A 14,071-nucleotide genomic window follows, 5' to 3' on the forward strand; every position below is an offset into this window, starting at 1 on the left:
CTTTTGTTGGTAATTAGTACAGTTTGCTGCCCCAATTAAGCTTGGTTCGTAAGACGTTGAAATAGTTATAATCGGGTGGATGTACCATCGATAAATGGTTTTTATTTTTACGAATTTTTACGTAATCGCCCGGGTCAACAGATATTACCTCGTGGCTGTCACAGCTGATTTGCACCGAATCGGAGTTTTGCTTAGAGATTTTTAGTGTGATTTCGCTATTTGCATCAACAACGATAGGGCGGCTACTGAGAGCGTGTGGGAACATGGGCACAAGGGTTAGCGCGTCTAAGTGTGGCACTAAGATAGGGCCTCCACCCGACAACGAATAGGCTGTTGAGCCAGTGGGCGTTGCGATTATGAGGCCATCTGAGCGTTGTGAGAATACGAAGTCGCTGCCTACATAGAGTTCAAACTCCATCATGTGTGCTACTTTGCTGTGGTGAAGAACCACCTCATTTATGGCTGTGTGAGATTGACTTAATTGACCATCTTTAAAGACTTGCGCTTCGAGAATGAAGCGCTTTTCACGATACACTTTATTTTCAAAAATATGGTCTAACTGGCGCTCAATATCCTCTGGGTTGATGTCGGTAAGAAAGCCTAGATTCCCTCGGTTAACACCAACCACGTCGATTTTATATTCTGCGAGCACGCGCGCTGCACCAAGCATATTTCCATCACCGCCAACAACGATGGCCAGATCGGCTTTACTGCCTATTTCTTTTAAAGTCGCTGAGTGGATGTCACATTCTATGCTGTCGGCGATGCGACTTTCGAGCAGTATTTCACAATTGCGCTTTTTAAGTATTGAGATGAGTATCTGAATACTGGCATGTGTGTCTTCATGACTTAGCTTGCCAATTAACCCAACGGTAGCATAACGCATAGGTTCCTCTGCGCAATTTGTATAGTTATCAATAGACTATAACAGCATACAAAGGTTGCAAGCAAACACAACAGCAAGCATGAAATGATTGCTTGCCGATATGGCTAGCGCGCAGTCCAACCACCGTCTAAAATCATGGTCTGTCCGGTAATATTCTTAGCCGCGGGACTCATCAAGAATGCGGCGGTTTCTGCGAGCTCATCAATGCCTATAAATGCCTTTTTCGGCATCGGTTCGAGCATGATTTTGTTTACGACATCTTCTTCGCTCATATTATTCTCTTTAGCTTGGGCCGCTATTTGGCTCTCCACCAAAGGGGTTTTTACATAAGCTGGACATAAGGTGTTGATGGTGACGTTTACATCACCTGTTTCTAATGCGAGGGTTTTGGCAAAACCAAGTAAGCCATGTTTTGCCGCCACATAAGCGGATTTGTAGGGCGATGCAATCACCGAATGTATGCTCCCAACGTTGATAATGCGGCCAAAGTTTTGCTCGCGCATATGGGGCAATAGAGCACGCGTTAATAGGGCAGGGCCTACTAACATAATATCAATCAGTAATTGCCATTTGTCTGCTGGAAAGTCTTCTAGCTTTGATACGTGTTGAATGCCGGCGTTATTGACTAACACGTCTACCGGTGTGTCTTTTAATAGCTCGGGAAGAGCCGCTATATTGGCTGCATCAGACACATCTAATTTAACCGCAAAGGCTTTTGCGCCAGCGTCTTTAAGCTTTTGGGCGGCAGCATTGCCAGCGTCTAAATTGATGTCTGCGATAATAATTTGATGACCAAGGCTAGCCAAGTGTTCGCCTATTCCAAAGCCTATACCGCTTGCACCACCCGTGATTAAGATTGTTTTGTTACCCGACATGAAAGTTTTCCTGATAAATTGTAAAAATGGTTACCTGCAAACGGTGCGTTACTGGGCACCTAACGCTTGCATTACGTTGTAAATCGCTTTTATTTGTGGACCTTGCTTATTGGCATAGTTCTCATCGGTGTAGCCCCACCAATCCCAACAGCCTTGCGGGTTAAGCGGCATGAACATCGACTTTTTGACTTGCGGATATAGCACGACCATGTCGTTAGCGTCTGCCCAGCGGTTAAAGCCGCTTTGTTGAGCATAAGCATTATCGACATCTTCACTGCTTTGATTACAACCATGAAAGCTGATGTGTAAAGTGCATAACTCGCCGTCTGCACATGCCGCTGGTACATAAATATATGCCTCATCGGCAATCGATGTGCCTGATAAAGATGCGTATTGTGATAAATCTATGGTGGCAACTTCTGCCATTGCTTGATCTTTTGGAGGCGTTAATTCACCGTAGATGTGCTTGAGAATTTCTCCTGCTGCATCAAAGCCACAGTTACCAATAAACGGGCTCTGTGATACGTCACATGCAGTGCCTGAACCGAGGGTAGGAAAGTGATGTGAAAATGCTTTGTCATCGATGTAAGTAAGCTGGTCATCACCGAGCCATTGTTGATACTGCTTGGCAAGTAAGTTTGCTGCGGTGCGATTGACTGTCTCATCTAAAGTGCCATGTATAATGAGCACTCTATCGTCTTCGATGTTTGCTTTAGAAGCCAGTAACTCATCGGCTTGAAAACGCTCATATTGCGCAATAAAAGGCTCGTTTGTAATGCTGCTAGACGCCTTACTGACGCATTGCCCTAATGCGATACCTATATCATTTAACGCGCAATAATATGGGCCTGCGCCGACAATGCCAGCACCTACAATCGTTTGCGAGTGCGCAAGTTGGAATTGCGTAGCCATGTATCCGCCAGATGACAAGCCGCTGACAGACGTTTGTTCGAGATTTAGATTAAGCTTCACGCCATCTGATGCACTTACCGGCACTAGCGCCGTGCTCAATAAGGCACCTGTCAACATGCTCATAAGCATGGTTCTTTTATTTACTATACTCATGTTGATGTCCCTTCCTAATCTGCCAAAAATGCTCTTATTGTCTCGCTGTGAATGGCGATGCCGCTCAAGCCTTCTAAATGCCCTAAGTCGCCTTCAAGATAGACCAGTTCTACCTCTTTATCGTTTGCTTTGAGCATGTCTCGTGCTCGCTCCAAGTGATACGGCATTAACAACTGATCTTGAGTCGCCGGGATAAACAAGGTTTTTGCTTTAATATTCGCTAGCCCTTGTTCAATATCGTCATTCATACCCGTTAAAAATAGCTGATTAGCACGGACTAAATACAATAGATGATTGGCGTCCATACTCGTTGTTCTGCCGCGCGCTCTTTCCATCAGCCACTGCACAATAACCGGTGACTGTTGAATATCATATAAATCAGGCTTGCCATCAGCTTGTGCAAGTAGCTGCGCATTTACATCATTAAAGAAATTAGGCGCCAGTGCACTTTGCGTAACAAGCGCCAGCGCCGCGGCTAAACCTTCATTTGGAAAGTTTTCTGGGGGCTGGTCGTAATACGCACCGCCGCGCCAGTTTTTATCTAAACGAATAGGCGTCGTCCATTGCTCAAGGGTCGCGGTTGTCCAACCATCTGCCTTTACCGTACCTATAACAGAAATGAGTCTAGGGACCATATCAGGGTAGGCTGATGCCCATTCAATTGCTTGCATTGAACCCATAGATGGGCCAGCAACCGCATATAGTTTGTTAATGCCTAAAGAGGCCAGGACAGACTTTTGTACATTCACAAAGTCACGCATGGTGACCACAGGAAAGCTCAAACCGTAGGGCTTGCCTGTATCAGGGTTGATAGACGCAGGCCCAGTGGTGATAACGTTCTCATCATAAGCATTGATGTTGACCAAACTATCGACACTGATCACAAAAAAGCGATTAGTATCGATGGCTTTATTAGGGCCGATGATACTGTCCCAGTAGCCCGGCTCTTCATCATCGGGGTGATACTTGCCAGCAGCATGAGACGTGCCGGTAAAATAGTGAGTGATCAGGATGACGTTACTTTTATCATCGTTCAGTTCACCGTAGCTTTCCCAACCCACGCGGACATTCTTAATTATATCGCCACCAAAAGTCTCAAACTGCTCGATTTCGTGCACTTGTTTTGTCACCAACATCGTATCATTACTTGAGGTTGCGTTGACTGATTGTGTATCGTTCATATTGCTCCAAGCAAGCGTTGGCATGCAAATACCAGCTAAAAGAAAGCATAATACCTTACAATAGCGTGATGATTGTTGTTGAACCGCAAACATTTTTAGTGCCCTTTGTTTAGAACAAAATGAATAATGCAATCGCCATTGTCAGGCCTATAATTGGCACTAACACGGTGAGCGCTGCCATCGGTCCATACGCCGCCTGATGTGTCTCATGACAAATCGCGCGAATGGTTGTCACTACGTAACCATTATGAGGCAACGAATCAAGTGCACCTGAGCTGATAGACACAATACGATGAAGTTCTTCAGGGTCTACGCCTTGGTCCATATAATACGGGCCCACAAGGGGTAATGCGATAGCTTGACCACCTGATGCACTGCCCGTTAAGCCTGCAATTACGCTCACCGCAATGGCTGCGCCGATTAGCTCATTCCCTGGTATCTGCGTCATAATTTCAACAGTAGACTGAAACGCTTCTGTGGTCTTTGCAATTGCACCAAAGCCTACCACTGCGGCGGTGTTGCCAATTGCGACTAAAGCGCCTGTAGTGCCAAGATTAACAGCGTTGCCAAGGTTTTGGAAATATCTAAAGTTAATTAGCATGAGGGTTAAAACACCACTGCCTAACGCCACAATAAGCGCCATTTCTTTGTATGTTTCGTGGAACAAAAACGAAATGATCAAGACCACAAACAACGGTACAAGTCCGGTAAATGGATGAGGATAATCACGCTCAATCATTTCTGGGTCTTGTGGTTTAATGTGAAAACGCTCACCGTTATTGACAGCTTTTAAGACCATTTTCTTTAACCACCAATAACCAAATACCGCCATAAACACGGCCACTACAGCACTGACTTCCCATGCTGCAAATGGAGATGTGCCCAAATATTTGATGGGTATCCAGTTTTGAATTTCAGGAGAGCCGGCGGAGGTCATGGTAAATGTAACGGAGCCAAAGGCAAGCGTTGCTGGAATAAATCGTCTGGGCAAATCAGCATCTTTAAACAGGCTGAGCGCCATCGGATATACTGAAAATGCAACAACAAATACGCTTACACCACCATAAGTGAGTATTGCACATGCGGCTACTACAGCGAATATTGCGTGTTTGTAGCCTAGCTTAGAAATAATCCAGCGAGCGAGTGAGTCGGCAGCTCCTGTGTCCTCCATGAACTTGCCAAACAAAGCGCCGAGTAAAAACATGAAAAACCAAGCGGCGATAAACGAAGTAAAACCGCTCATGTAGGTTTGTACAAAATTAACCTCGCCAACAAAGATACTCATATTGCTGGTAAGCGCCACAATAATGGCGCACAGAGGAGCGGCGATGAATAAATTCATACCCCGTATGGTTAAGATGATGAGCAAGGCTAGGCCGCCCACAAGTCCGATTAAACTTAACATCAAAAATATCCTGTTATTGCTTTTATTAGATGCTCAATCGAGCGTTGGATAAGAGTTACATGAAGTATAAGCATGTAATCCATCGTGCGCACAATCCCGCTTTTAATCTGTGACCGCAGACCGCCAGGATGCGCAAAGTGTGGTCTATAGCGCCCTAAATTCCCATAGTACGATGGTACTAGTTATTTTTTAACGATTTTAACTTAAATTTAACAACGACCGCGATCCCCAGCAACATTAAAGTAAACGTCCTAGGGAATAAAAATGAAAACCAATAAGAAAGCTAATATGACACACAGTAAATACGGATTTAGATTAAGCGCAACTGCAGCCGCTGTAGGCGCGTTGTTAATGACCAGCCCAATTCACGCGCAAGAAGAAGAGAGTGAGACGGCTACACAACAAGCTGGTACGCTTGAGAGAATTGAAGTCACGGCGCGACGTACCGTTGAATCGTTGCAAGAAGTGCCAGTAGCGGTGACGTCAGTCAGCGCTGCAGACTTACAGGCGCGAGGCATAACGGTACTAACAGAAGTTCAGCAGTTTTCTCCAAATACAACGCTGCAAACCAGCCGTGGTACAAATTCAACATTAACAGCCTTTATTCGTGGTGTTGGTCAACAAGACCCATTATGGGGATATGAGCCTGGCGTAGGCATTTACATTGATGACGTGTATATCGCAAGGCCACAAGGCGCTGTACTTGACCTCTTAAACGTTCAGCGTGTAGAGGTATTACGTGGGCCGCAAGGCACCCTTTATGGTAAAAACACCATTGGTGGTGCGGTAAAATACGTTACTAAAGAAATGTCGGGTGACACTGAATTTAATGCACAAGCAACCCTTGGTAGCTACTCTCAGCAAGACATAATGGTGACCGGTCAAATTCCATTGATTGAAGATAAGCTCTACGTTGGTGGCGGTTATGCCAATCTGACCCGTGACGGTTTTGGAGAATTCTTAATCTCTGCACTGCCAGACCAAGACCTTGAAAACTACAATAAAGACCTATGGGCAGCCCGTATTGCGGTTGAGTACAGTCCAACAGATAAGTTGTTTTTCCGCTTAGACTGGGACAAAACAGAAGATACTTCAAATTCGAAAGGTGGATTTAGACTACTTCCTAGTATTTTAACTAACGCTCCTGTTCCAGACAGCGTATATGACTCATACACCAGTCTACCGACGGAAAACTTGGTAGAGGTAGAAGGGCTTAGCTTTTTAGCTCGTTATGACGTCTCTGACAATTTACAGCTTAAATACATTGCCTCTAGTCGCGAAAGTTACTCACCGACAAATATCGACTTTGATAATACGCCAGTAGACGTCTTTGATGTTCCTGCTATCTATGAAGATGAAAATACGACGCATGAACTACAAGCAAACTATATTGGTGATGCATTTACCGTAACAGGCGGCTTGTATTATTACGACGGTGAGTCGTGTGGTAGCTTTGATGCGATATTAGGTGCGCTTGGACGTATAGCCTTTGGTGTACCAGGACTTACGCGTGAAGTTGCTGGTTGCAACAACTCTGAAAGTGTTGCGGCATATACACAAGCGGATTTTGAATTGACTGATAAACTATCGATTACCGTAGGTGCGCGTTATACTGAAGAAACAAAAGAAGCGTTTGTCAATAATGGCTTAATCTTCGCAAATGTTTATCCTGAGTCTGGTTGGATCCCTGGGTATGTTAGACCAGCAGGTACGTTCCCCGGCAACAACCTTGTTCCTCAAGTTTTAGGTCAAGATACAAATGGCGACAGTGTATTAGATGCACCTTCTGAAGAAACGTGGTCACGTTTCACGCCGCGCTTGGGGCTTGACTACAAAGTGTCTGACGACATGATGATTTTCGCTAGTTTCTCACAAGGGTTTAAATCAGGTACGTTCAACCCACGTGCGACTATTAATGAAAATGCGGTTAATCCAGAAGTGGTGGATTCACTTGAAGTAGGTATTAAAGCTGATTTAAGTGACAATCTAAGAACCAACGTCACCGTATTTAGCTTAGATCACAAAGACCGCCAGTACATTTCTGTATTGCCAGTGACTTCGCCAGAAGATTTGAACCAGGTACTTGGTAACGTTGGTGAATCAACCGCAACAGGTCTTGAAGCTGAAATTACATGGGTAGCCACTGAATCACTGACCTTCGATGTTGCATTAGGCTACATCGACGCTGATTTTGAAGAGGTGATTTCTATTGGTCCAGGCGGTCAGGAAACTGATATTTCTGACCAGTTCGCGATTTCAAATACCCCTGAATACACCGCTAACTTTGCGGCCAATTACATGATGGATACCGATGTTGGTTACTTTATGTTTACAGCCAACTATTACTATCGTGATGACTACAACATTGATGAAACAGCAAATAGCTTGTTGAGCCAAGACGGGTACGGTTTGTTTAACGTCAGCGCCACTTGGGAAAGTGTTTCAGGTCAATATTATGCAGGGCTGCATCTGAAAAACATTACCGACGAAGAATACTTAGTGGGTGGATATCAGTTTGTAACCCCTGACGGTAACGGCGGATTTATTCCGGGCACGGGCGGCGATAATACCCTAATCGGTTATTATGGCGACCCACGAACAGTTCATCTGACTGTTGGTTATCGTTTCTAAAAGTGAAAAAAAGGCGGCTCTGCCGCCTTTCTTCTATGTTAGTCTAGCGTTTATCAGACAATCACTATGAATCCATTTATGCCAGACTTATATCAGGCGCTAATTGCAGATGACCACCCGCTTTTCAGAAATGCACTGCATCAAGTATTGAGCGAGCAACTGAATATGGTCGTGACGCAATCGCATAACTTTGAGCAAACCATAGAAGCGCTAAAGCACACCCCCGATATTGATTTAGTATTTTTAGATTTAAACATGCCCGATACAGAAGGCTTAAGCGGCCTTACACGTTTGCGTGCTGAACACCCCAATATACTCATTATCATAGTCTCTGCTGATGAAGACCCTGTTACCATAAGCAAATGTATACACCTTGGCGCCAGCGCATTCATCCCAAAATCAGAGAGTCTAGAAAGTATCTCAGACGCAGTGCATACCGTGCTTGATGGAGAGCAATGGTTACCACCAGATTTTGTCTTGTCTAACACCGATAACGTTGAAATTGAAAACTTCCAACGCTTAGAGACCTTAACGCCGCATCAGCTAAAAGTGCTGAATATGATAGCCAACGGCTTGTTAAATAAGCAAATTGCCTACGAGTTGGATATATCTGAGTCCACCGTTAAACAACATGCTTCGGCGGTATTACGTAAGCTCGGTGTGAACAATCGAACCTTAGCGGGGATTATGTATAAACAGCTTATGAGTATTGAGTAACTATTCGGTCAGTTCCCGCTGCCTTAGCTTGATATAGCTTGAGATCTGCCTGACGTAGAATCTCTTCAAATGAAATGGTGTCGTGGCTCGTGCTAGCACCAAAACTCATGCTCACGCCATTTTCACTGCAGCTCTGTATTTGCGAGTCGCTTTTAATACCGTGTTTAATTTTACGCAACACCTTTTCGGTGATTTCGGTATCGGCGTTGACCAACAAAATAAGAAATTCCTCTCCAGCCCATCGACATAAGATGTCGGTGTCGCGCACATTATTTTTTAATACCTCAGCAATGTGTTTGACTAGTTCATCCCCGCGAATATGTCCGATGTTGTCGTTGATGGATTGAAAGTTGTCAATATCTGCCAGAACGAGCGTGTAGGAGTCAAAACGTCGTCTTCGTTCTTCGTTCACTGAGGTTTGCATCAAATCATTCACAAACCTTCTATTGAAGGTACCGGTTAGTAAATCCATATTCGCTTGGGAAAAAAGTGCTTTTTCATTATCACTGCTGTTTGAGCGCATGTACAAAAGCGCTAGAATAAATGGCGCAGCTGCCATAAAAACGTTAAAGCTATAGATGTAGTTTATGAGGTGACTTAAACGGTAAACATATTCAATCTCTCGCATGGTCAGTGTGACCACCACAAAGGTTGCAATAGTAATAAAACAATAAAAAGTCGATTGTTTGAGCTTATTGGACGGCAGCGATAGTAGCAGTGCCATAAGCGGCCACATGTAGTATTGAAAGCCAAGCTCGGTACCAACAAAGTAGGTGGCGATAATGGCATGTAAAAACATTTCTAAGGTAACAATGTAAACCGCGCGTTCGTAATCGCCTTTCTTGGTTATGGCAAAAGCGTAAATCCATATCGCTACACTGATAATGTTGAGTATCGCCATAAACATTGCGCCTATGAGCGTAAAGGTAAACAAAAAAAGAAGGTGAGCTAACGCGCCTGCAAAACACACAATGCCCATAGAGGACTTTAAGCGCAGTAAGCTTTGCTTTGACTCTAGTGCGCGGTAACTATCCTCTAAATGGCTATGGATAGGAGCAGATGTCTTCATTTAATACCTATAGATACAACAGAATAATTCAATCTTCGGTTTATTTTTTGTGTTATGCGCCAGATTCTACACGTTCAAGCGTGTTTGTATTAGTCTTTTTAACGCTGCACTCTTTATCGGTTTGGGAAGGTATCGCATGTTGAGTGAGATAGCTTGCTCTTGAATGTATTCACTGCGATCGGCGCTACTGAGTATCATCGGTGGTTGATATTGCCATGCTTTTATCAGTGCGGCGCACACATCGGTGCCGGTATCATTGTTGTTTAAGTGGTAATCAGCAATGATCAAATCGGGCTTCACTGTCACTGCTAGTGCAGTCGCTTTATCATCTGCAAAGCTAATGGTTGCGCCCCAATCTGCCAATAACGTGCTTAGAGCTGTAGCAATTTGCTGTTCGTTTTCTAGCACCAAAACATGTTTGTTTAATAAAAATGCTCGCTTACCGCCTTTTACTTCAGCACTCTTGTGTATTGTTTTTTGCGCTAGTGGGGGAGTGGCTTTATCGAGCAATAAACCAAAACTGGTGCCCTTTGAAATAGCAGAGCTTAAAGTAACTTGAATTCCTAACAACTGTGCGGTGCGCTCAACAATAGTGAGGCCTAAGCCTAGCCCTTGAATTTCTTTTGGGTGCTCTAACCGCTGAAATTCATTGAAAATTTTAGCTTGATTATCCTTCGCAATACCTGGTCCAGTATCCACTACCATCACTTCAAGTTGCGCTCCCTCGCGTCTTCTTACCCCAAGCAAGACGGTACCTTGCTGTGTATAGCGAATAGCATTGGCGAGTAAGTTTTGAATAGCCCTGCTCAACAAGCGTTTGTCGGTTTTTACCCAAACCGACGTGCTTACATAGCGCAGGCGAATGCCCTTTTGTTCACCTATGATGGCAAAATCATTGGCAAGGCTTTGCAACATCTCATCTAGCGCAAAAAGTGATGGGCTAGGGGTGATTTTCCCTGTTTCTAACTTGGTGATTTCAATCAACATACTCAGCAATTGGTCGGCATTTTCAAGTGATTGAACAAGGTGACTCGATACTTCATGAAGCTCTGATTTACTGAGCTTTTCGTGCAACATGGATGCAAAGAGTGTTGCGGCGTTGAAGGGCTGCATCAGATCATGCCCAGTTGCGGCAAGAAATTTCGTCTTGGATATATTAGCCTGTTCGGCTTCAATCTTCGCTTGCTCTAATTCCTGCGTGCGGGTTTGTACGCGTAATTCAAGGTCGGCTTTTGAGGCTTCTAACTGCTGTTGAATTTTGATGTATTCAGTAATGTCGGTAAACGATGTGATGTAGCCGCCCCCTGGAAGTGGGTTTCCCGATATTTCGATCACCTTATCTTTGCTGTGCTGTCGAATATATTTGTATGCCTCGCTTTTACGCATCAGCGATAAGCGTTTTTCAACTGCGCGTTTTGCACTGACAATATCGCTTGAAGCAATTAAGCCTCGGTGGGCGTTAAAATTGAGGATTTCAGCAACAGAGAGGCCCTGACGCAAAAAGGATGATGGATAGTCAAATAGCGCTTCATATTGACGATTCCAAGCCACCAGGTTTAACTGCGAATCGACCACGCTGATGCCTTGCGGTAAGTGAGCGATAGAGGATTGCAACACCTCGTGATTGAACTGAAACGACTGGGTGGCCATTTCGACTAATTCAGTTAATTCTTGGGTATCTCGAGACTGGTTATCTGATATGGCGTTTAGCAATATTCGCGAACTGGCATTGCCCACGTGAGATGCCAATGTGCGTTCTGCTTGTATTAACAAAGGTGTTGGTGTCGGGGTATTTGGGTCACCATTGGCAAAAGACGCGTTAGGACCGCTAAGCAACATTAAAAAATCAGATGCTGTTTGTTGAGGAAGAATTCTTTGCATTAGCGCACTGAGTTTATCTATCGGCACACTTAGATTAGGCCGCATAATACGCTTGCTGGTAAAGGGGTTGTCGGCATTTGATGGCTTCAGTAGCGAGCCGGCTAAGGCCACCATTGTGTTAAAACCAAGCGATAAAAATATAGCAAAGGCAAAGTCCTGATCGCTTGGCGCTGGCGCAAAATAATAGCTGGATAAAATGGCCGGGTAGAGCATGAGTGTTGTCACAATTGCAGTGCCACAGAGCATACCAATGAGTATTGGGAGCTTTTGTACGCCAGACCAATAAATGCCGAGCATAATAGCGGGTAATGTCTGCGCCATTAAGGCGATGGCAATGGTTCCTGATTTGACCAATGGCGCTGATTGACTGATGTTTTGATGATACCAATACGCAATAAATAGCAAGACAACGATGGTGCCTTGTCGAATCCGCAGAATTTGGTGGGCCGATAGTTTTGGTTGTCCTTTACGGATATTACGAGAGGTTAGCCAAATGGGTGTCAATAAGTTGTTTGCCACCATATTACCTAGCGCTAACGTTGCTACAATAACCATGCTTGTTGATGCTGCAAGACCACCAATAAAGGCAATGAGAGTAATGGCATAATTGTTTTGAGCAATGGGTATGGACAGTACAAAGTTATCTGAATTGATTTCACTGCCGTCAAAGATTAACTGACCGGTAAGGGCGATAGGCAAGATAAAGAGCGACATTAGCAATAGATACATTGGAAAAACCCATCTCGCCAATGCCAGTTCTTTATCGCTGTTGTTCTCAACAAAATTAATATGAAATTGCCGTGGCAGACAAAACATCGAGCATACGCCAAGTAAAATATGGCTAGCATAAACCCAAATTGCGGGCGGCTTGGTAAGAATATTGCGGGTGCTTTGTGTGCTCAAAGATTTGTCGAATAGGTCAATCCAACCGTCTGAGACGACATATACGCAGTACAATCCAACAATAAGTAAGCCAGCAAGTTTTAAGACAGATTCAAACGCGATAGTAAACATCAAGCCGTCACGTTTTTTAGTGAGTTCTAGCGTATTGGTTCCAAACCAAATCGCAAATAGCGCCATAAAAGCCGTGACGTAAAAGCTAATAGAGCCCGTCCAAGTAGAATTTTCTGCAGTCATTAGGGCAATGGCTGAGCTTATTGCGTCAAGCTGCAATGCAATATAGGGAATCACCCCAACAAAACATAGCGCAACAACAATTCCCGCCAGTACATTTGAGTGTTGATATCGAATGCCAATAAATTCCGCAAGTGAACTAATTTTATATTGGCGACAAATGTTCGCGATTTTTAGTAAGGCGGAATAGGCGAACAGCATCACCAAAATAACGCCTAAGTATGTAGGCATGAGCGCCCAACCAAAATTCAAAGCTTGCGTAGTAGTGCCGAAAAATGCCCATGAAGTGCAGTGCACACCTAATGCTAGTGCGTAAACAGAGCGCGACGGACGGCCTATTTTATTGCCAAATACGGCCACCGCAAACAGGGCGAGTACGTATAGGCTTGTGACCAGCGCTAGGGTCCAAATTGAAAACATCTCACATCCATGGCTAAAAAAGTGAAAAAAGTGCCTTGAAGCACCTTAAACCATCCCCATTATAGCCAGCATTGCAAAAAAATGACCAGCCAAAGTAATTGCGGAGACAAACATGAGTCAAGAACACGACCCAAAAGAGCAGCAAACTGAGCAAGCAGAGCCCGCTTTAGAGCAAGAGCAAGAGAATGTGGAGCTTGAATCAGAAGCAGCGTCACTAGACGGCGTTAGCCTCGAAGAGGCCCAGATTATCGATTTAGAGCAACAACTTGCAAAAGCGACAGCGACGATTCAAGAGCAAAAAGACAGCGTATTGCGTGCTCGTGCAGATATGGAAAATGCACGTCGCCGTGCGGAGCAAGAAATTGATAAGGCGCGTAAATACGCCTTAGAGAAGTTCGCCGGTGAATTGCTTCCTGTGATCGACAACTTAGAGCGTGCTATGCAATCAGCTGATGCAGAAGATGCTGCGGTCAAACCGCTTTTAGATGGCGTTGACCTGACTCACAAGTCATTTATCACCATTGTGGAAAAGTTTGGTATGGAAGTAATCGATCCGCAAGGAGAGACTTTTAATCCTGATCATCATCAAGCGATGTCTATGCAAGAGTCGGTGGACGTTGCACCAAACACCGTTTTGGCTGTTATGCAAAAAGGCTATGTACTGAACGGACGCTTATTACGCCCAGCAATGGTCATGGTATCTCGTGCGCCATCTGCGGGTGTTGATACACAAGCATAAATTTTTTTATAAAACTTAAATAAACCTATTGAAATTAAGGGTATTAACCCCACCTTTAAAACAACTAA

At 44.4% G+C, this 14,071-nt stretch carries 10 protein-coding genes; 3 read left to right on the top strand and 7 right to left on the bottom strand.

Going from position 1 to position 14,071, the window contains the following annotated elements; all coding sequences use genetic code 11:
* Positions 1–13 precede the first annotated feature (13 nt).
* The 5 genes from nadK to KJ365_RS08845 form a co-directional block, all read right to left on the bottom strand.
* On the bottom strand, positions 14–886 hold the full coding sequence (gene nadK, locus KJ365_RS08825) for an NAD(+) kinase (RefSeq protein WP_214451232.1): 873 nt from the start codon (positions 884–886) through the stop codon (positions 14–16).
* Positions 887–990: 104 nt separating this feature from the next.
* A complete protein-coding gene (locus tag KJ365_RS08830) occupies positions 991–1,761 on the bottom strand; it encodes a 3-hydroxybutyrate dehydrogenase (RefSeq protein ID WP_214451233.1) in 771 nt (256 codons plus the stop codon).
* A 48-nt stretch (positions 1,762–1,809) separates the two neighbouring features.
* Entirely contained in the window at positions 1,810–2,826 is a 1,017-nt protein-coding gene (locus KJ365_RS08835; RefSeq protein WP_214451234.1) for an extracellular catalytic domain type 2 short-chain-length polyhydroxyalkanoate depolymerase, read from the bottom strand.
* A 14-nt stretch (positions 2,827–2,840) separates the two neighbouring features.
* The gene (locus KJ365_RS08840) at positions 2,841–4,031 is read right to left on the bottom strand and encodes an E22 family MetX-like putative esterase (RefSeq protein ID WP_214451235.1); all 1,191 of its coding nucleotides are present in this window, start codon (positions 4,029–4,031) and stop codon (positions 2,841–2,843) included.
* Between the two features lie 85 nt (positions 4,032–4,116).
* Entirely contained in the window at positions 4,117–5,412 is a 1,296-nt protein-coding gene (locus KJ365_RS08845) for a GntP family permease (RefSeq protein ID WP_214451236.1), read from the bottom strand.
* Positions 5,413–5,676: 264 nt separating this feature from the next.
* Between KJ365_RS08845 and KJ365_RS08850 the strand changes: the two genes are divergently transcribed.
* Both KJ365_RS08850 and KJ365_RS08855 read left to right on the top strand, forming a co-directional pair.
* Complete coding sequence (locus KJ365_RS08850; RefSeq protein ID WP_502793484.1) at positions 5,677–8,043, top strand: TonB-dependent receptor; 2,367 nt, start codon at positions 5,677–5,679, stop codon at positions 8,041–8,043.
* 66 nt (positions 8,044–8,109) lie between these two features.
* A complete protein-coding gene (locus KJ365_RS08855) occupies positions 8,110–8,760 on the top strand; it encodes a response regulator (RefSeq protein ID WP_250884083.1) in 651 nt (216 codons plus the stop codon).
* Here the strand turns inward: KJ365_RS08855 and KJ365_RS08860 are convergent.
* Together KJ365_RS08860 and KJ365_RS08865 are read right to left on the bottom strand one after the other, a co-directional pair.
* Positions 8,744–9,829, bottom strand: coding sequence for a GGDEF domain-containing protein (locus KJ365_RS08860; RefSeq protein ID WP_214451237.1), 1,086 nt, complete (start codon positions 9,827–9,829; stop codon positions 8,744–8,746). The genes KJ365_RS08855 and KJ365_RS08860 overlap by 17 nt on opposite strands.
* Positions 9,830–9,895: 66 nt before the next feature.
* Positions 9,896–13,264: a hybrid sensor histidine kinase/response regulator gene (locus KJ365_RS08865; protein WP_214451238.1), complete on the bottom strand. Its 3,369-nt coding sequence runs from the start codon at positions 13,262–13,264 to the stop codon at positions 9,896–9,898.
* 112 nt (positions 13,265–13,376) lie between these two features.
* Between KJ365_RS08865 and grpE the strand changes: the two genes are divergently transcribed.
* On the top strand, positions 13,377–14,003 hold the full coding sequence (gene grpE, locus KJ365_RS08870; RefSeq protein WP_214451239.1) for a nucleotide exchange factor GrpE: 627 nt from the start codon (positions 13,377–13,379) through the stop codon (positions 14,001–14,003).
* Positions 14,004–14,071: the final 68 nt, after the last annotated feature.

It is taken from the genome of Glaciecola sp. XM2 (assembly GCF_018595715.1).
Lineage (GTDB): Bacteria > Pseudomonadota > Gammaproteobacteria > Enterobacterales > Alteromonadaceae > Glaciecola.